Here is a 19,928-nt window from a genome sequence, read left to right on the forward strand (position 1 = left end):
ATTGCAGCGAAGGCTACAGAAACATTGCATAGCATTTTGGATTTATTGTAGTCATAAAATTTTATGAGACTTAAAAGTTTTGTCTCAATTTCTATTTATTAAACCACAAATCTATAAAAGAAATACCCCAACATATGCTAGACTATCCTCAGAATAATTAAATTTAAGTCCACAGGAAGTTAACAATGTTCCTAAGTTTATTCCATAAGCTTCTGCAGAAGATATGGCCTTTTGTGGATAATAACACTTTTCTTCCTTTAGATACGCACAGCTTGGACATATTTTACATGGCCCAGCTCCCATAGGTAATATATTAGATATTTTATGTTTGTCCTTTAAATGCTCAGTTAATCTTCTAGTAAAATCATTGTGCATATCTCTGATTTTATCCGTTTCATTTCTATCTTTTATATTTTTTACAGGATAAATTGTTTGATAAACAATGCCCTTATCAAAATTCATAACCTCTAATTTTAACTTTTCTATATCTCCAACACCTGGAGGACACATCCAGTTCGTCCCGTAATTGCCACAACGATTTTCTTCACAGTATTCTCTAAATTTATCTGAGAATTCTAGTTCCTTGGTGTTGAAAGTCTTTGCATATTTTGCACCAAAATTTAGAATATCTTCAATAACTACTTCTAAATTTATTTTATCCATTTAATGCTCATCTCCTTAAAAATACAGTCTAAATTAATTATATAGCAATTTTTACTTTTTTACTAATTCTACACATACAATTTCAGGTCTATTAAAAAGTCTTTGGGGAAAAAGGCTATTGCCTAATCCTCTACTTACTACCATATTAGTATTTTTCGCATTATGTATACCTTTATGATACTTAGGAAAAAAACCTTGGTTGGGAGCTATTATTCCACCTAAAAATGGAATATTTATTTGTCCTCCATGGGCATGTCCTGCAAATACTAAATCTATGTCCTTTTCCACATAAAGATTGAATAACTCTGGTCTATGACAAAGCAATACATTAAAAACATCTTCTTTTTTTATTTTCTCTATCTCCTCTTTGACAATATTATAATCTTTATATTTTTCTCTATATCCAATTGTATTAAATGATGGATCATCCACACCTAAAATAAATATTTCTTGTTCCCTTCTCCTTATGGATATGGATTCATTTCTCAATACAATTACTCCCTTTTCCTTTAACTTTACTTCCAAGGATGAAAATTTATTAGACCATCCTTCATGATTCCCTGTCACATAGTATATTGGAGCTATATCTTTAATTTCATGGATCAATAACATTGCTTTTTCTTCATTGTAATTCCTTCTATCTATGAAATCCCCAGTTATGACTATAATATCTGGTTGTTCTTTATTTATTTTGTTTATAATTTGTTTATTATTCTTACCAAAAACTTTACTGTGTAAATCAGATAGATGTAATATCTTAATATTATTAAATTCTTTTGGAATTTTTCTACTCTTTATCTTATGTTTTGTTATAACTATACTATTATTTTGAAGATATAGTGTTAAACTCATTAATATAATTATTAATAATGTCAGAATTATTTTCTCCATATAAACTTTCCTCCATCTTCTTATTATATAATATTTAATACCTCAATCCTAATCCTCTATTTGTTTTAGTATTTTAATATCTAGTTTTTCTAATTTCTTATACAAGGTTGTCCTATGAATTCCTAATTCCTTCGCTACTTTAGATATCTTATAATCATTTTCCATTAAGGCCTCAATAATTATATCTTTTTCAAATTCTTTTAATATTAAATCTAAATTATTTTTATTAGAATCAATGACCATGCTACTATCTACTGTCAGCAAATTGGAAGGAAGATGCTTTATCCCTATTACATCTTTATCTGCTATAACATAAGCACTTTCAATAACATTTTTTAGCTCTCTAATATTGCCAGGCCATCTATGACTTAATAATAACTCTCTAGCCCTTTGAGAAATAATGGTATTAGTTTTATATTTTTTATTTAACTTTTTTAGAAAGCTATTAATAAACAAATCTATATCTTCTTTTCTTTGTCTTAATGGGGGTATTTTTATATTTATTACATTTAATCTATAGTATAAATCTTCTCTGAATTTCTTTTCTTTTATTAACTTTCTTAAGTCCTGATGTGTAGCTGCGATGACCCTTACATCAATTGGTATAGGCTTATCCCCTCCAACTCTTTCAATTTCATTTTCTTGCAAAACCCTTAAAAGTTTAGCTTGCATATGTAAAGGCATGTCTCCAATCTCATCTAAAAAAATTGTACCTTTATTAGCTAGTTGAAATTTTCCCTTTTTTCCACCTCTTTTTGCTCCTGTAAAAGATCCTTCTTCATAACCAAAGAGCTCAGATTCTAAGAGTTCATGTGGTATAGCAGCACAATTTATGGTGATTAACGGCTTATCCTTTCTAGACGATGCATAATGTATAGCATTAGCAAAAACCTCTTTTCCCGTTCCAGTTTCACCATTTATTAATACTGATAAAGTACTGCTGGATGCTTTTTTAGCTAATTTTAAAGTCTCCAAAAAACATTCACTATTACCTAATATTTTATTAAAAGCAAATTTACTCTCTCCCAATCTTTGCAACTCATCTTTATAATATTTAATTTCTTTATCTTGTTTAATCAATTTTTGAGCTAACTTCATTGTATGAAGCCTAAATTTAACTTGGGCTACTGCCGCAATAACTTCTCCATTCTTTTTAACTGGTGCTCTTGTTACGAATAAGAATTTATCTCCTTTATAGGTTCTTTCTCCAATGAGGTCATGAATCATATCTACCTCTTTTATACCTTTCTCAGCAATTTGAGGCATTTTAGTATTTGGTATAAATTCACTTATATGATGCCCTATAGCCCTTTCCTTTGTGGTTTCTAAAAATGAACAATAGGCATTATTTATTTCTAATATAGTTCCATTGGTTGAGGTAACTACGAACCCATCCTCTGTCATATCTAAAATTTCTTCAAAAATAAGTTTATAATTCTCTGCATCGTTAATTATATTATTAAACTTATTCATACCATCAGTTTCTCTCCTTTAATTACTATTTAAGTAATATTATACCATATATTTAAAGCTTTATTGGTACAATAATTGCTCTAATATATACAAAACTAAAATTCAGGAGGTAAATATAAATGGATTTAAAAAACATATTACTAGAAGAAAAAAATTCAATATTAACCTTAACTTTTAATAGACCCAAATCTCTTAATGCTTTAAATAATGAAACATTGTTGGAATTAGAAAAAGTAATTCAATATGCAAAAGAAAAACCAGAAATTAAAGGAGTAATACTAACTGGTGGTAATGGAAAAGCTTTTGTCGCAGGGGCTGACATTCTTCAAATGCTCCCTTATAAATCTGAAGAAGGCAGAGATTACGCCTCTTTTGCTCAAAAAGTATTTAATGATATAGAAAATTTAGAAAAACCTGTAATTGCTGCAGTTAATGGGTACGCTTTAGGTGGTGGATGTGAACTTGCCCTTAGTTGTGATATAAGAATTGCTTCTACTAACGCCTCATTTGGACAACCTGAGGTAAATCTAGGTGTAATACCTTGCTTTGGAGGCACTCAACGACTAACTAGATTAGTTGGTGTAGGTATGGCTAAAGAACTAATTTTTACTGGACGATTTGTTAAGGCGGATGAAGCTAAAGCTATAGGATTAGTAAACAAAATAGTATCCCCTGAAGAACTGCTACAAGATGCTTTAACTATGATGGAAAATATTATATGCAAAGCTCCCCTAGCCATAAAGTATTCAAAAATTGCTATTGATAGAGGTAAGGAAATGGATTTGCTTAATGGACTTGAGCTAGAAAAAGACTTAGCTGCACTATGCTTTGCTTCTGAAGACAAAGAAGAAGGTATGAAAGCCTTCGTAGAAAAAAGAACTCCTTCTTTTAAAAATAAATAAACATTAGATTAAAAAGCTGTAGAAACTTTTCTACAGCTTTTTAATCTTCTATTGATTTTCCATCTAAATTTTTTAATAAACCTAAGTGCAATAAAGCTTTAACAATCATTGTAGAAAAATTTCTACACATTATAAATATCTATACAGCTAATTTAAGGATTTTATTACTATACCCATCCTGCAATTACCATTTCCCCCCTATTTATTAATACTTTTTATAAGTCAATAAGGTTATGGCATGGATAATGCTATATAGAATCATAGAACTTCATATCACAAATTGTTATATATTTAACGATCCATGTCAAGAGGTATAGGTTCAAAGCACCTCTTGAAAGAAATTATATAAAACAAGGAGGGTATTAAATGTTAAGTATTTTAGGGTTATTTCTAGGATTAGGGCTATTAGCTTTTCTTATTATGAGGGGCTACCACATTATCATAATAGCCATTTTATGTTCAGCTATAGTTGCTATTACAGGACAATTAAATCTTTATAATGCCATAACTGATACATATATGGCAGGATTTGTATCTTTCTTCAAATCTTATTTTCCTTTATTTTTGGTTGGTACTATATTTGGTAAATTCATGGAGGAAACAGGTGCCGCTGCATCCATAGCTCATTTAATAGTTTCAAAACTTGGAAAAGATAAGGCTGTCCTTGCTGTAACTTTAGCTTGTGGTATTTTAGCTTACGGTGGAGTTAGTGTGTTCGTTGTTGGTTTTACCGTTTACCCTATAGCCCTAATGCTTTTTAAAGAGGCTAATCTCCCGCGTAGATTCATACCAGGTACAATTATCTTCGGGTCTATAACTTTTGCTATGACTTGTCCTGGTACTCCTCAAATTCATAATATTATTCCTGTTAAATTTTTAAACACAACGCCCATGGCAGGAACTACTGTAGGATTTATAACTGCTGTTATCATGCTAGTGATTGGACAAATTTGGTTGGAAAAAATGATTAAAACGGCTGTTAACAATGGAGAACACTTCGTCTCCAGAGACACAGATAATATAAAATCTAATGAAGATAAGGGACTACCTCCTGGACTCCTAGCATTGTTACCTTTGATTAGCTCAATAATACTTTTAAACGCATTCAATTTCAAGGTAGAAGTAGCGGTTCTATGCGGTAATATTATAGGAATTATTATTTTAAATAAATATGTAGAATGGAAAAAACTTTGTGATGATTTTGGTAAAGCTTCTGTTTCCGCTGTAAATGCCATAGCTAATACTTGTGCTGTTGTTGGCTTTGGTTCAGTAGTAAAAGCTGTTCCAGCTTTCACAATTTTAGTTGATGCTATAGTAAAAATACCTGGCCCTCCACTGGTTGGAGCTGCTATTGGAGTTTGTTTAATAGCAGGTATAACAGGTTCTGCTTCTGGTGGCATGGGAATTGCTGTACCATTGTTATCACCTATTTTCTTAGCCAAGGGAGTTGCTCCTGATGCTCTTCATAGAATTTTAGCTATAGCCGCTGGAGGATTAGATTCCCTACCCCACAATGGTTATGTAGTAACTACACTAAACGGTATTTGTGGAGAATCTCATAAAGATGGATACGGGCCAGTGTTTTGGCTTACAGTTGTTCTACCAATTATAGCAACGGGATTTGCAATCTTATTATTTACATTATTTCCAAACTTACCGTAAAACATAAATATTTATAAATATAAGGAGGATTTGTATGTGTAAAATAATTTCATCTAAAGCTGCTATTGATTTAATTAAAGATAGTCAAACCTTGGCTATTGGAGGATTTGTTGGCTTTACCATTCCTGAAGAGCTTTTAGTTGCACTTAAAGCAAAATATTTAAGCGAGAAAAAGCCAAATAATCTATCAATTTTCTATTGTGCAGGTATAGGGGATGGCAAAGAAAGAGGATTAAATCATCTTGCTTATGAAGGTTTAATTGGGAAGCTTTATTGCGGTCATATTGGACTAGCACCTAAATTAGGAGCTCTAGTTTCCAAAAACCAATTTCCAGCGTATACAGTTCCTCAAGGAGTTACAGTTCATCTATTACGTGCCATTGCAGGTAAAAAACCTGGAGTATTAACTCATATTGGTTTAAAAACCTTTGCGGACCCAAGGATAGAAGGTTGCTGTGCAAATGAATTAGCGAAAAAAGATTCTATAGTAGATCTTATATCAATTAGAGGAAAAGATTATCTCTTATATAAGTCATTTCCTATTGATGTATGCTTTATTAAAGCAACTACAGCGGACACCCATGGAAGCTTAACTTTCGAAAATGAAGCAGTATTTGCAGACCAGCTTTCTATGGCTGAAGCCACTAAAAATTCCGGTGGAATTGTTATAGCCCAAGTAGAAAGAGTTACAGAATACGGAACTCTAGATCCTCATAGAGTTAGAGTCCATAGTCACCTAGTAGATTATGTAGTAGTAGGCAAACCAGAAAATTGTCCTCAATCTTTCTTATACCAAAACTTTGTTCCTGAATGGACAGGACAAATAAAAAGACCTTTAGATAGCCTCGAAGCAATGGATTTAAATGAACGAAAGGTTTGTGGTAGACGAAGTATTTTAGAAATAAAGAAAAACATGTTAGTAAACTTAGGAATTGGAGTACCTGAAGCCATTGCCGCTGTTGCTGGAGAAGAAGGAATTGCAAATAAATTTACATTAACCATTGAATCTGGAGTAATGGGTGGTGTTCCTGCTTCTGGTCTTGGCATAGGTGCCACATATAATCCTGAAGCTATTCATGAACAAGGATTTATATTTGATTTATACGATGGTGGAGGAATAGACGTAGCTTGCTTAGGCGCAGCTGAAATTGATAAAAAAGGTAATGTAAATGTTAGCAAATTCGGCGGTAGAGTGGTGGGCCCAGGAGGATTTGTGAATATATCTCAAAGCACAAAAAAAGTTATCTTCTGTGGAACCTTTACAGCTAAAGGATTAGAAACCAATATTAAAGATGGTAAATTAGAAATATTACAAGAAGGTAAAAGCAAGAAGTTTAAAAATCAGGTAGAGCAAATTACCTTTAGTGCTGAATATGCAAACGAATCTGGCCAAAATGTTTTATATGTTACAGAAAGAGCTGTATTCAAACTAACCAACGAAGGACTTATGTTAATAGAAATCGCTCCAGGAATAGATTTAGAAAAAGACATATTGGCTAATATGGAATTTAAGCCATTAATATCAGAAGACTTAAAAGAGATGGATGAAAGAATTTTCAAAGAAGAAATAATGAAAATTATTATTTAAAGTTACTACTTGAAATTATTATTAAATTTAAGGAGGTCCTATAAATGAAATTTGATTTTACCAGAGAACATCTCATGGTTAGACAAGCAATTAAAGAGTTTGTTGATAATGAAATATCCCCTATAAGTGCAGATATTGATAAAACTCAAAGGTTTCCACGAGAAATCTTTGAAAAACTAGGTAAATTCGGTTTTTGCGCTATAGGTTTCCCTAAAGAATATGATGGTGCTGAGGGAGATGAAATATCTAAAACTATAGTACTAGAAGAAATCGCTAAAAAAAGCGGCTCTATTTCTGCTATATTATCAGTTCATTATCTTCCTGTTAATTTAATATTTAAATTTGGTACAGAAGCTCAAAGGAAAAAATATTTACCTAAAATGGTACGCGGTCAATGGTTAGGAGCCTTTGCTTTAACTGAGCCTAACGCTGGGTCCGATGCCTCTAATGTACAAACTACTGCTGTATTATATGAAGATGAGTATATATTAAATGGAACAAAATGCTTTATTACAAATGGTGGAGAAGCAGATGTTTACGTGATTCTTGCTATGACTGATAAAAGTAAAGGAACCAGAGGAATGTCAGCTTTCCTAGTAGAAAAAGATACTCCTGGATTTACCATAGGAAAAATAGAAGATAAAATGGGTATTCGAGCTTCCTCTACTGCAGAATTAATTCTTGAAAATGTTAAAATACCTAAAGAAAACCTACTTGGAAAAATTGGAGAGGGTTTTAAAATTGCAATGGTGGGACTAGATGGCGGAAGAATAGGAATTTCCGCTCAGTCTTTAGGTATTGCTGAAGGAGCTATGGAAGAAACAATAAAATATCTTAAAGAACGAGCTCAATTTGGTAAGCCATTAATTAAATTTCAAGGTTTGCAATGGTATTTAGCAGAGATGGAGGCAAAAATAGATGCCTCAAGGCTTCTTGTTTATAAGGTATCCTACTTAAAAGACTCCGGTAAACCATTTACTAAAGAAGCTGCTGTGGCAAAACTATTTGCTTCAGAGACCGCTATGTTTGTAACCCATAAAGCAGTTCAACTCCATGGAGGATATGGATTTATGACAGATTATCCATTAGAAAGAATGATGAGAGATGCTAAAATAACGGAAATATACGAGGGAACTTCCGAAGTAATGAAAATTGTTATTGCCAGTCAAATCATTAAATAAAAATTTGTTAAGGAGGACAAATCAATGAAAATAATAGTTTGTATAAAGCAAGTTCCAGACACTAATGAAGTGAAAATCAATCATGAAACTGGAACCTTAATTAGAGATGGAGTGCCTAGTATAATAAATCCCGACGATAAATACGCTTTAGAAGAAGCTTTACGTATAAAAGACAATTTTGATAAGGTACATGTTACTGTATTAACCATGGGACCACCTCAGGCTGAACTAGCTTTAAAGGAAGCTATTGCAATGGGTGCAGATGAAGCCATTCTATTAACTGATAGAGCCTTCGCTGGTTCCGACACTTGGGCAACGGCAACTATTTTAAGTGCTGCTATTAATAAAATAGCAGACTATGACATAATATTCTGCGGTAGGCAAGCAATTGATGGAGATACAGCGCAGGTCGGTCCAGAGCTGGCTGAATTTTTAGACCTACCTCAAATTACTTATGTAAATAAACTAGAAATTAATAAAGATGAAAATGAAGTTGTAGTCCATAGAGCTGTAGAAGATGGCTACTATACTATAAAATCTAATATGCCAATTTTATTAACAGCAATTAAGGGATTAAATGAGCCTAGATACATGTCTACTTGGGGCATATTCCAAGGCATTCCTAATGCCCCTATAAAAAAGTGGTCTTTAGATGATTTAGTTATAGACACTACACAAATTGGATTAAAGGGTTCTCCTACAAATGTATTCAAAACCTTTGTACCTGTACGTAAATTTGAGGGAGAGAGGATTACTGGCTCTACAAATAAAGAAATAGCAGATAATTTAATCTCAAAATTAAAAACCATTCAAATATTATAAGGAGGCAGATCATATGACAAAGGCAAAAGTAAATACTGGAATTGATATAAATGATTACAAAGACATTTGGATTATTGCTGAACAAAGAGAAGGTGAAATTCACCCTGTTTCATTAGAACTTTTAGGAATTGGTAGAGAATTAGCTGATAAACTAAATGTGGAGCTTACAGCAATACTTTTGGGAGATAATTTAGATGTGACTGCTAATGAACTAATTAAATATGGTGCCAATAGAGTTATGTTAAACAAGCATAAGTTACTTCACACTTATACTACTGATTTATATACTAAAGTTATAGCTGATTTAATATTTGAAAGAAGGCCTGAAGCAGTGTTGATTGGTGCCACTACTATAGGGAGAGATTTGGCGCCAAGATTGGCTGCAAGAGTTGGAACTGGTCTTACTGCTGATTGTACAAAGTTAGATATAGATAAAACCGATGGTAAAATACTTCAAACTCGCCCTGCTTTCGGAGGAAATTTAATGGCAACAATAGTATGCAAAAACAATAGACCACAAATGTCTACCATAAGACCAGGTGTTATGAAAAAATTACCTTATGATTCAAAAAGAAAAGGATGGGTAGAAACATTAACTCCTAACTTAAGGGAAGAAGACATAAAAGCTAAAGTTATTGAAATAATTAAAGAAGCAAAAAAAAGGGTTAGCTTAACTGATGCAGAAATAATAATATCTGGTGGTAGAGGTCTTGGAAATAAAGAAGGCTTTGAATTGATAGAAAAATTAGCAAATAAACTAGGAGGCGTTGTAGGATCATCTAGAGCTGCTGTGGATAATGAATGGATACATCCATCTCATCAAGTAGGTCAAACAGGTACTACAGTAAGACCTAAATTATATATTGCTTGCGGTATTTCTGGAGCTATTCAGCACTTAGCTGGCATGAGTGAATCAGAATGTATAGTTGCCATAAACAAAAATCCTGACGCGCCAATATTTAAAATTGCTAATTATAGCATCGTTGGTGATGTATATGATATTATACCTGAAATAATAAACTCTCTGGATATTTAAGAGATAATTCTATAATATATAATTTTTTAAATATAAAAAATTTGTAATATATTTATTATTTTCAATATATATTGTAGAATTAAATTATAAATATTTAACTTGGAGGGATAATTATGGCATATACTATAGAATTGATAAAAAAAGAGGATCAAAAAACAAGTTGCTGGTCTGGAGGAACTACAACTCAACTAGCAATATATCCTCCTTCTTCTGAATATGGAAAGCTTAATTTTAAATGGAGACTAAGCTCTGCAAAAGTTGAGGTTGAAGAATCTACCTTTACAAATTTGCCAGGTATTTGGCGACATATAATGGTAATAGAAGGAAAATTAAAACTAAATCACGAAGGACATCATAACATAAGTCTTAACCCCTTTGAAAAAGATAGTTTTAGCGGAGATTGGACTACTAAAAGCTATGGTAAAGTTACAGACTTTAATCTAATGCTCAATAAAGATTGCTCTGGAGATATATATCCTATAATGTTAAATAAAAATCTCAGCTTTACAATTAATTCAGACTCATCTACTACTGAAGCATTATATTGTGTCCAAGGACCTATAGAGATAATTACAAATAAAGATGACAAAATAGCATTAAATGCAGGAGACCTTCTGCTTATAAATAAAGAAAAAGAAGATCTTGAAATAGAATTGAATAGTAAAAATGAAGATTCTATAGTAATTAGAGTATGCATAAATTACTAATAAACTGAGTAAGAAACTATAAAAAGGGATAATTCCTAAAAAGAAATTATCCCTTTTTAAATTAAGATATTTTAAACTGTCTAGCTGTATTTATCAAGTTATCTTTTCCTTGATTTAAGGAAGACACTTCCTTTAATATGCTCTCTGTAGCTGCAGCAATTTCCTCAGTATTCTGTGCAATATTGGAAGTACTATTTGCCCCTTCATCCGCTGCTGAAGCTACATTATTAATTACTTCTACAACGCTTTTTACTGAAGATAGCAATTCTTCAGAGGTGGCACTAAAATCTTCTGATATTTGATTATAATATGAAGCATCTTTGCTATATTCATCACATACTTTAGTAGTATTATTGTATACCTCATCCATATCCTTATCCATGAACTGAAGAACTTCTTGAGAATTAATTTTAAGGTTTTCAACAGCATTCAATACAATTCCTGTTGTATCTTGTATTTCTTTTGCCCTCTTTTTTGATTCCTCTGCAAGCTCTCTTATTTCTTCTGCAACTACAGCAAATCCCCTTCCTGATTCTCCTGCTCTTGCTGCTTCTATAGCAGCATTTAATGCAAGCAAGTTTGTCTGAGAAGTAATCTGTAAAATTGCATCCGTTAAAAGTTTTATTTGTTCAATAGATTTAGAGTCTCTTATGGACTTTTCCATTTTATTATTGATGTTTTCTTTTAATTCATGAGCTAGTTGCTGAGATTTCATTACCTCTTCCTTTAACTTACTAGCTTTATCTAATATATTAATGGAACTTATAGCTCCTTCTTCAGCTTTTAATGCTATTTTCTCAATTGCCTTTTCAATTTCTTGAGATGTAGCACTCATCTCCTCAGCAGAAGCTCCTGTCTCTTCCATACTAGCGGATAGTTCTTCCGCGGCTGCTGATGTGTTATGTACCTTATAATTAAGTGTATCCATGTTTAAACTTATGTTTTCAACTGATTTCCCTGTATACTCTGATTGTTCTAATACATTTTTTATAATTTCTTTTATAGAAATATTCATTTTTTCTACAGCCTTAGTCACATCACCTATCTCGTCTTTTCTTCCTATTAGTTTTTCTGAGACACTTCCACTAAAATCTCCTGTAGATAATTTATTTAAGTAAACAATGGTATCCCTTAATGGTTTTACCAATGAATCTGATATAATTTTTGTTAAAAACATTCCTATAATAAATATAACAATTAGAACTGTGGTAATAATCTTTACAGATGACTCATATTTATCTTGGCTAAAATTTTTAAAATCACTAGCTTCTCGAACATTATAATTTGATAAATCTACTAAAGCATTTTGATAAGTTTCAATTATTTCACTTAGGGAATTAAACTTTTTTATAGCTTCTTCAGATTTTCCCTCTAAAGCTAATGATATAACCTCTTCCCTTTTTGTCCTGTATTCACTTAAGTCTTTCTCCATATTCTCTACTATTTTATTTTCTTCTTCACTATCCATTCCTACTTCTTTAAATCTCTCTATGTCCTTATCAAATCTTCCTACTCTTATTTTTAAGTCGTTCATTATCTTTTCTTGTTCAGAAGAATTTCCAGCTGATAGTATAAGCTTCATTATATCTCCTTCTATGGCCCTAGCTTGAGCTCTAGAATCATTTATAATCTCTACACTAATTAGGTTTTTTTCATAAAGTTCTTCAAGGTAATTATTTGTATTTTTATTGAAATATAATCCTACTACTCCCATAATGCATAAAAAAATAAGCATATTTATAGCTAGAAGTCGTAGTTTATTTCTAACTTTTAAATTATTAATCATATAGATCCCCCCTTCGCGTTATAAAGTTATCTTTATATAATCCTTATATTTCATATTTTTATTAAGTATATTTTTAATCGATTCTACAAATATTTTCATAATGGAACAAAAAAATGGTTTATTTTGCTATTACATAAAAATATATATTATTTAACATGAATTGTCAATGAGGATATACTTAATATAAAAAATTTTAGAATACTCTATTGATTTTTTTTGATAGCATGATATACTTATAAAATAACACATACTAAACATATAGGTATTATATATTTAAACTTTTATCGAACAATTTTTAAGATTTTTTGAGAAAGAAAGGTGATTATATGAATTATATATTCTTTATAACCCTATTGTTATTTTTGTATTTTTTAAAGAAGAAAAAGGTTAGCTTTGGCAATAGAGTTCTCATCGCCATGGTTCTAGGAACTATAGCTGGAGTAATTTTTAAAGGCAACGTACAGTCTATTGAGATTTTAGGAAAAGCATATGTGAATTTAATTAAAATGTTAGTTATACCTCTTGTTGTATCTACTGTAATATCTAGTGTTACCTCTTTAGAAGATCCTAATAGGCTTAAAAAGGTAGGCACAAAAACCATATCCTGGTTATTAATTACTACAGCGGCGGCATGTGTAGTTGGAATAATAGTATCTCTAATAATAAATCCAGCTGCTGGAATGAGCTTTGTAAAAGACCCTAGTTTTGAAGCTAGAGAAATTCCTGGCATAGCTAGTGTAATTCTTGATATGGTTCCATCTAATCCTGTTGCAGAAATGGCTAATGGTAAAATAATACCAGTTATCATATTCTCACTACTGGTTGGAGTAGCTATAACTATTGAAGGAGCAAAGAATGCTTCTGTAGTAAAACCAGTAAAAGATTTCTTTAACGGTTTTTCACAGATTATGTTTAGAATCACAAAAATAGTTCTTAAGCTTACTCCTTATGGAGTCCTAGGACTTATGGCTTCTGTTTCTTCTAAATATGGATTAAGCACTATTTTATCCCTTGGCAAATTGGTTATTGCAGTTTATTTAGCTTGTATTTTACAAGTAGTATTAGTTCATGGAGGACTTTTAGCCTTTGTAGCTAAGGTAAATCCCATTAAATTTTTCAAAAAAATATATCCTGCTCAAGTTGTAGCTTTTACTACAAGAAGTAGTTATGGCACATTACCAGTGACCATAAAATGCTTGACTGATAGAGTGAAAGTTTCTGATAAGATTGCAAGCTTTGTTGCTCCTATGGGTGCTACTATGGGTATGAACGGTTGTGGCGGCATATATCCAGTTATTGTAGCTATGTTTGTGGCAGAAATGTTTAATATTCCAATGAATTTTTATAGCTATATAGTATTAGTTTTAGTGACTACAATCGCTTCCATTGGTACCGCAGGGGTACCTGGAACAGCATCAATTATGGCTACAGTAGTTCTAGCAAGTATGGGACTTCCTATTGAAGGGATTGCAATGGTTATTGGTATAGACACAATTTTAGATATGGCTAGAACTGCAACTAATGTTACCGGTTCTTCTGTAGTAGCATTATTAGTCGCCACTTCAGAGAGCGAGTTTAACAGAGAAGAGTTTAATCTTGATGAAGATGATAAATTAGAACTAAGTGCATAAAATTAATATATATAATTAATATAAATAAAAAAGTATGTGATGCTTACTTTTAGCATTACATACTTTTTTATTGCTTATAAAAATATTATTTAATAATACCTTGTGCTATAGTTTTATATTTTAATAATGATATTTTTATTTGCCATTTATAAATTTAATTTATGCCACTTGCTATAACCTTTGCTTGCCAACTATTTTTTCTATAAATAGCAAATCCGTATAAACATACTATTAAATTACTAAAGCTCATAGAAAACCATATGCCTGAAGGTCCTATTGTGGTAAAATATTTAAACATTAGTATCATAGGCAATCTAACAAACCAAAGACGTCCAATCTCCATGGCCATAGAGTATTTAGTGTGACCTGAACCTTGGAAAATCCCCTGAAGCACACTAAATATTCCCATAAGAGGCATTGAAAAAGAAATATATTGAAGATAAGTAATACCTTGTGATATAACTTCTTGACTATCTCTAGATTGTATAAAAAAATTAATTATCTCTTTATCTTTCCAAATCAAAAACACACATCCAACTATTGAAAATGAAACAGTAAGCTTTAGGGATTTTATAAAAGCTTCCTTTACTCTGTCTATTTGGTTACAGCCTAAGTTTTGGCCAACAATGGAAGTTAATGCTGATCCGACTCCCATAGCTGGTTGCATTATAAGGGATGTGATCCTATTAACCATTCCAAAAGCAGCAATTGTTGCATTTCCATAAGATACTATAAAGCTATTTAAAACTATAAATCCTAAAGCTGACCCAGATTGTCCAATTGAAGAGGGCAATGCTACATCTACTATACTTTTTATTATATCTTTATTAAACTTAAAATTTTTAAAATTTGGCTTAATTCTAGTAGAAGAATTCATCAGTACATATAACCCGGCAATAGCAAGTATAGCTTTGGATAGTAATGTGGCTATAGCAGCTCCTGCTATTCCCATATTAAATGTAAATATAAAAATAGGATCTAGTACAACATTAATTACGGCACTTATAGCGCTTAATATAGTTGGGGTTACTGTATTCCCTTGGGCATTCATAATTGAGTTAAAGTTAAAAAACAGAAAAGTAAACGGCATATCTAAGAAAGTAATTTTTAAATATATATTACTATACTCCCCTAATGCACCTGTTCCTCCCATCAATTTAATAACAAAAGGACTGACAATATACCCTATTATTGCAAAGCAGATAGAACATATTAGAGACATCACTATAAGCTGGCTTGCATATTTATTCGCTTCTTTATATTTTGATGCACCGATCAATTGAGATAATAGCGACGTACCAGCGATAGAAAGCCCTATCCCTAGAGATATAAATAAAAAGTTTACTGGCCATACAAAAGAAATAGCCCCAAATTGAACAGAGCCTAATTTGCTAACCCAAACTCCATCTGCTAGATTATAAAGTGTTTGAATTAAATTGTTAATCATAATTGGCAAAGATAATGTAATAATTAATTTGTACATATCTCCATTAAGCATTAGATTCTTTCTTTCCTTAACTTCCATCGGCTCCACCCTGTCATAATAAATTTTAATTTCATAGCATATTTCATTATATCATTAAATAATTAGCCCCTTTATATTCTACAATTTTATTATAAAATTATATTTTCAATATTAAACTTTATTAAACTTTATTCCAATTGTAATTAGCATATGTAAAAGTTGATTATTTTATATTATTTGTCCTTATAAGTTGTAAAGCATCCTTAGCTGTTATTTCAGATAAGATCTCTAGTTTATCGATATATTTTAATATCCCTTCACTTATTTGTATTCTTGTAGATGAATTTTTTATTTTTTCTATTAGCTCTTTTACCTTAGAAGTTTCGATTTTATAATCAAAAATTGATAACACCTTTAAACTAAATAAACTTAAGAAAATATCTTCCCCATTTTTCCACTCTTCATAGGTATTTACGTTTGCAAGAATAATCTTTACTGTATTATCTATTATATTGTTGATATTTTTCATATTACCATCGTAAATAAAACTGATATTGTCAACTTTTACAAAGCATGCTGCTAACTCTTTCATTATTGAGTTTACTATCTCTTCCCCTTCTTCTTTCTCAAAAAATAAATATATTTTCTTAAAACTTTTATTGTTATAGAATACATTTTTAAAGTATTTTATGAAACTTTCAAAATCCTCTGCATTGTTCCCAAGCTCTATCTCAAAGAGTATTTTAAAAAATAAATTCCATTGAAAATCTTTATTTAATGAAGATAAAATTTTTCCACCCACTATTTCTGAAAACTGGTCATCAAATATTACTTCTCTTTCTAATTGTATTTTGTTGTGGAAGCTAATCTGGTCCTTATCTATATCGTTTAATCTAGAAAATGTATTTATTAATGTATTATTGTACTCTTGTATATTTTCTGCATTGTTTGTTCTAAAAATATATTGCATTATTGCATCGCAGGAGTTTTTAAAATCAACTACAAAACCAATACTCTCTCTCATCCTAGCTGAAAAAATATCATAAATTATTTTTGATAATACACCCTCCAGATTCTTTTTTCTAGTTTCTGAATCTGTGGAGCTAATTTTATTAAATTGATCGTAGATGATGAGAAGTTGATTATCAATCATAGATAAATTTTTCTTAACAGACCACATCATCTCCTTTAAAAATTTATCTCGTAATATATAATTGTTGTTTTTGTATATTACTTTATGTTCAATTTCTCCCCAAAATATATTTACAAGAGATTTTATTTGCAGCTCAAAATTTATACATTTATCTCTTAAAATAAAAACTCCATCGACTCTATAAATTTCAAAACCATTTCGTTGTTCTTGAGGTTGTTTGCCATTTAAATCTAACTTTATATTCTTATTTTTATCATTGTAAAAATATCCATCTTCAGATTTTACATTAAAATATTCCTTTAAAACTTTATATATATTATTTTCATCCTCAACAAATCTGCATTCAATTCTAACTCCTATTAAATCTGAAAGATTTAACAATAATTCTTCTGCTGAAGAGTATTTTTTATAGTATTGGTTTCTGATAATCTTTTCTCTTAAGCTTGAAGAGGACTTTACCCTTGTAGTTATATTTAAGAATCCTTCATTATTCTCTTCTAATATTTTTTCAAAATATAGCTCAATTTCTTTAGATCCAATTTCCAATTCATCATATAATTTATCAAAATTTCTTATAACTTCATTTATATAGTTAAACATTTCTAATTCCATAAAAACACTCCTTAAAAACTTATATACCTTGATTATACTATAAAATGCTAATTTCAGCCTTTTTTTATTCATATTATTTTTAAATTCTATTTACTATAAATATATTTAAAAGTAAAAAAATTGAATAAAGATTTTATTGACTATATAAATGAAATCCATAGTAAATTTATAAATTAAATAGCACACTAAAAAACTGCAGCTAAATTGTATAAAACGAACTTAGCTGCAATCTCTATTTAAAAACTAAAACTTTATTTACTAGTTTACATTAGAATCCTTATATGTGCAATTATAGGCTTTAGATCTCCATAATTATTGGAAGAATAATAGGTCTTCTTCTAGTCTTACTATATAAAAAAGCACTTAAAGTATCTTTAATATTAGATTTTATGACAAACCATTCAGTGATTTTATTTTCCATACAGTTATCCAACTCTTGCATTACTACTTTTTTTGCTTCATTTATCAACTCTTCCGATTCTTTTACATAAATAAAACCTCTAGTAATTATGTCCGGTCCTGCAATAATAGAAAAAGACTCCTTTTCTATAGTTACTACTACCGTTAAAATTCCATCCTGTGCTAAATATCTTCTATCTCTTAATACTATATTACCTACATCCCCTACTCCTAAACCATCTACCATAATAGCACCTGATCGTACTTTACCTGAAGCTCTTGCGCTTTTTCTAGTTAGTTCTAGTATTTGTCCAGTTTCTAATATAAAAATATTAGAAGGATTCATACCTAATTTTTCAGCTATAATAGCGTGCTGTCTTAGATGTCTATACTCTCCGTGAACTGGCATAAAAAACTTAGGTTTAACTAAAGTATGTATTAATTTAAGTTCTTCTTGACAAGCATGACCAGATGCATGAATCTCCTCTAGAGTATGGTATACTACATCAGCACCTTTTTTAAATAAATCATCTATTAATCTTGATACAAATTTTTCATTTCCTGGAATTGGAGATGCAGAAATAATTACTAAATCACCATGTTTAATTCCTATCTTTTTATGGGTTCCAGATGAAATCCTAGCTAATGCCGACATTGGTTCTCCCTGGCTTCCTGTTGTTATTATTGTTACTCTTTCATCAGGATATTTATCAATCTCATCTACACTAATTATTTGATCTTTTGGCAAATCCATATATCCCAGTTCCATAGCAACGCTAGATATATTCTCCATACTCCTTCCACTAAAGGCAACTTTTCTTCCAAACATTAAAGAAGAATTGATAATTTGCTGTATTCTATGAATATTAGAAGCAAAAGAAGCAACTATAACTCTACCTTTTGCCTTGCTAAAAACATTATTCAAATTTTCTCCAATAATTTTCTCAGAAATAGTATATCCTTTGCGCTCTGCATTAGTACTGTCCGCCATAAGAAGAAGCACTCTTTCTTTTCCTAGTTTAGCAAAACGTTCAAGGTCTATAACATTACCGTCAATAGGAGTATAATCTATTTTAAAATCTCCAGTGTGAACTATAATTCCTTGTGGTGTATATATGGCAAGAGCACACGAGTCTGCAATACTATGACTAGTTCTTATAAACTCAACTTTAAAGTTTTTAGTATTAATTTTTTCTCCATGTTTAACTACAAAAAGAGTACAATCAGAAAGTATATTATGTTCTTTTAATTTATTTTCTAGTAATCCTAAAGTTAATTTCGTTCCATATACTGGTACATTTAACTGTTTTAATACATATGGTAACGCACCAATATGATCTTCATGTCCATGAGTTAGTACAAATCCTTTTACCTTCTCACTATTATCTATTAAGTATGATATATCGGGTATTACTAAATCAACACCATACATCTCCATTTCAGGGAAAGCTATACCGCAGTCTATAACAATTATTTCATCATCGTATTCTATAGCTGTAATATTTTTTCCTACTTCCCCTAATCCACCTAATGGTATAATTTTTAACTTATTTAGATTTTTATTTGAATTTTTATTTGAACTTTTGTTTGAATTCTTATTTATCATTTTATTCCCTTTCTATTTTTAAATTTTTTATAACTATAACCTTTTATAACTATAACCTTATTAACAATCAAGTAAACTTTTATCTCATAGCTAACTAGTCCTAATACACCCATCCCCTTTTAGGTAAAATTATGAAACTAAGATTCACTTGATATTTTTTCACTGCGTTTCAATGTTTCTATAAATTCCGTAAGATCGCTTTTCTTTATTCTCCAATGTCGTCCAATTTTGAAAGCAGGTATTTTTCCTTCTTGAACTAATTTGTAAGTAGTGACTTCACTAATCTTTAAATACTCTGCTACTTCAGTAATTGTCATAATTTCATCTGTCTTGTGACTTTCATCTATCATT

At 30.7% G+C, this 19,928-nt stretch carries 16 protein-coding genes; 8 read left to right on the forward strand and 8 right to left on the reverse strand.

Annotation, left to right across the window (positions count from 1 at the left end):
- Positions 1-111 precede the first annotated feature (111 nt).
- The 3 genes from KQI86_RS02490 to KQI86_RS02500 are packed head-to-tail and all read right to left on the reverse strand — an operon-like array spanning position 112 to position 3,027.
- Positions 112-663, reverse strand: coding sequence for a DUF2284 domain-containing protein (locus tag KQI86_RS02490; RefSeq protein WP_216437576.1), 552 nt, complete (start codon positions 661-663; stop codon positions 112-114).
- 51 nt (positions 664-714) lie between these two features.
- On the reverse strand, positions 715-1,554 hold the full coding sequence (locus tag KQI86_RS02495; protein WP_216437577.1) for a metallophosphoesterase: 840 nt from the start codon (positions 1,552-1,554) through the stop codon (positions 715-717).
- A gap of 48 nt (positions 1,555-1,602) precedes the next feature.
- Positions 1,603-3,027: a sigma-54 interaction domain-containing protein gene (locus KQI86_RS02500; protein WP_216437578.1), complete on the reverse strand. Its 1,425-nt coding sequence runs from the start codon at positions 3,025-3,027 to the stop codon at positions 1,603-1,605.
- A 119-nt stretch (positions 3,028-3,146) separates the two neighbouring features.
- Between KQI86_RS02500 and KQI86_RS02505 the strand changes: the two genes are divergently transcribed.
- The 7 genes from KQI86_RS02505 to KQI86_RS02535 all read left to right on the forward strand — a co-directional run bounded on the left by KQI86_RS02505 (position 3,147) and on the right by KQI86_RS02535 (position 10,925).
- Entirely contained in the window at positions 3,147-3,929 is a 783-nt protein-coding gene (locus KQI86_RS02505; protein ID WP_216437579.1) for an enoyl-CoA hydratase-related protein, read from the forward strand.
- Between the two features lie 366 nt (positions 3,930-4,295).
- Complete coding sequence (locus KQI86_RS02510; protein ID WP_216437580.1) at positions 4,296-5,591, forward strand: GntP family permease; 1,296 nt, start codon at positions 4,296-4,298, stop codon at positions 5,589-5,591.
- 34 nt (positions 5,592-5,625) lie between these two features.
- The gene (locus KQI86_RS02515; protein WP_216437581.1) at positions 5,626-7,179 is read left to right on the forward strand and encodes an acyl CoA:acetate/3-ketoacid CoA transferase; all 1,554 of its coding nucleotides are present in this window, start codon (positions 5,626-5,628) and stop codon (positions 7,177-7,179) included.
- 44 nt (positions 7,180-7,223) lie between these two features.
- On the forward strand, positions 7,224-8,360 hold the full coding sequence (locus tag KQI86_RS02520; RefSeq protein WP_216437582.1) for an acyl-CoA dehydrogenase: 1,137 nt from the start codon (positions 7,224-7,226) through the stop codon (positions 8,358-8,360).
- A gap of 24 nt (positions 8,361-8,384) precedes the next feature.
- The gene (locus tag KQI86_RS02525) at positions 8,385-9,182 is read left to right on the forward strand and encodes an electron transfer flavoprotein subunit beta/FixA family protein (protein ID WP_216437583.1); all 798 of its coding nucleotides are present in this window, start codon (positions 8,385-8,387) and stop codon (positions 9,180-9,182) included.
- A gap of 13 nt (positions 9,183-9,195) precedes the next feature.
- Entirely contained in the window at positions 9,196-10,218 is a 1,023-nt protein-coding gene (locus KQI86_RS02530; protein WP_216437584.1) for an electron transfer flavoprotein subunit alpha/FixB family protein, read from the forward strand.
- Positions 10,219-10,331: 113 nt separating this feature from the next.
- The gene (locus KQI86_RS02535) at positions 10,332-10,925 is read left to right on the forward strand and encodes a HutD/Ves family protein (RefSeq protein ID WP_216437585.1); all 594 of its coding nucleotides are present in this window, start codon (positions 10,332-10,334) and stop codon (positions 10,923-10,925) included.
- A gap of 61 nt (positions 10,926-10,986) precedes the next feature.
- Here KQI86_RS02535 and KQI86_RS02540 read toward each other — a convergent pair whose 3' ends face one another.
- Positions 10,987-12,711, reverse strand: a complete 1,725-nt coding sequence (locus tag KQI86_RS02540; protein WP_216437586.1) for a methyl-accepting chemotaxis protein — start codon at positions 12,709-12,711, stop codon at positions 10,987-10,989.
- A gap of 353 nt (positions 12,712-13,064) precedes the next feature.
- On the opposite strand from KQI86_RS02540, the gene KQI86_RS02545 reads away from it, so the two are divergent.
- Positions 13,065-14,342: a dicarboxylate/amino acid:cation symporter gene (locus KQI86_RS02545; RefSeq protein ID WP_246582631.1), complete on the forward strand. Its 1,278-nt coding sequence runs from the start codon at positions 13,065-13,067 to the stop codon at positions 14,340-14,342.
- 154 nt (positions 14,343-14,496) lie between these two features.
- Here KQI86_RS02545 and KQI86_RS02550 read toward each other — a convergent pair whose 3' ends face one another.
- The 4 genes from KQI86_RS02550 to KQI86_RS02565 form a co-directional block, all read right to left on the reverse strand.
- Positions 14,497-15,867 carry an MATE family efflux transporter gene (locus tag KQI86_RS02550; RefSeq protein ID WP_216437588.1) on the reverse strand — a complete coding sequence of 457 codons (1,371 nt, stop codon included), beginning with the start codon at positions 15,865-15,867 and terminating at the stop codon, positions 14,497-14,499.
- Positions 15,868-16,030: 163 nt separating this feature from the next.
- Entirely contained in the window at positions 16,031-17,572 is a 1,542-nt protein-coding gene (locus KQI86_RS02555; protein WP_216437589.1) for a GTP pyrophosphokinase, read from the reverse strand.
- Between the two features lie 298 nt (positions 17,573-17,870).
- Positions 17,871-19,577, reverse strand: a complete 1,707-nt coding sequence (locus KQI86_RS02560) for a ribonuclease J (protein ID WP_216437590.1) — start codon at positions 19,575-19,577, stop codon at positions 17,871-17,873.
- Positions 19,578-19,714: 137 nt separating this feature from the next.
- Complete coding sequence (locus tag KQI86_RS02565; RefSeq protein WP_216437591.1) at positions 19,715-19,927, reverse strand: helix-turn-helix domain-containing protein; 213 nt, start codon at positions 19,925-19,927, stop codon at positions 19,715-19,717.
- Position 19,928: the final 1 nt, after the last annotated feature.

Source organism: Clostridium mobile (assembly GCF_018918285.1).
Classification (GTDB): Bacteria; Bacillota; Clostridia; order Clostridiales; family Clostridiaceae; genus Clostridium_AW; species Clostridium_AW mobile.

Coding starts and splice junctions, on each gene's coding strand:
- KQI86_RS02490 (WP_216437576.1), bottom strand. CDS start 663: ATGGATAAAATAAATTTAGAAGTAGTTATTGAAGATATTCTAAATTTT.
- KQI86_RS02495 (WP_216437577.1), bottom strand. CDS start 1,554: ATGGAGAAAATAATTCTGACATTATTAATAATTATATTAATGAGTTTA.
- KQI86_RS02500 (WP_216437578.1), bottom strand. CDS start 3,027: ATGAATAAGTTTAATAATATAATTAACGATGCAGAGAATTATAAACTT.
- KQI86_RS02505 (WP_216437579.1), top strand. CDS start 3,147: ATGGATTTAAAAAACATATTACTAGAAGAAAAAAATTCAATATTAACC.
- KQI86_RS02510 (WP_216437580.1), top strand. CDS start 4,296: ATGTTAAGTATTTTAGGGTTATTTCTAGGATTAGGGCTATTAGCTTTT.
- KQI86_RS02515 (WP_216437581.1), top strand. CDS start 5,626: ATGTGTAAAATAATTTCATCTAAAGCTGCTATTGATTTAATTAAAGAT.
- KQI86_RS02520 (WP_216437582.1), top strand. CDS start 7,224: ATGAAATTTGATTTTACCAGAGAACATCTCATGGTTAGACAAGCAATT.
- KQI86_RS02525 (WP_216437583.1), top strand. CDS start 8,385: ATGAAAATAATAGTTTGTATAAAGCAAGTTCCAGACACTAATGAAGTG.
- KQI86_RS02530 (WP_216437584.1), top strand. CDS start 9,196: ATGACAAAGGCAAAAGTAAATACTGGAATTGATATAAATGATTACAAA.
- KQI86_RS02535 (WP_216437585.1), top strand. CDS start 10,332: ATGGCATATACTATAGAATTGATAAAAAAAGAGGATCAAAAAACAAGT.
- KQI86_RS02540 (WP_216437586.1), bottom strand. CDS start 12,711: ATGATTAATAATTTAAAAGTTAGAAATAAACTACGACTTCTAGCTATA.
- KQI86_RS02550 (WP_216437588.1), bottom strand. CDS start 15,867: ATGGAAGTTAAGGAAAGAAAGAATCTAATGCTTAATGGAGATATGTAC.
- KQI86_RS02555 (WP_216437589.1), bottom strand. CDS start 17,572: ATGGAATTAGAAATGTTTAACTATATAAATGAAGTTATAAGAAATTTT.
- KQI86_RS02560 (WP_216437590.1), bottom strand. CDS start 19,577: ATGATAAATAAGAATTCAAACAAAAGTTCAAATAAAAATTCAAATAAA.
- KQI86_RS02565 (WP_216437591.1), bottom strand. CDS start 19,927: ATGATAGATGAAAGTCACAAGACAGATGAAATTATGACAATTACTGAA.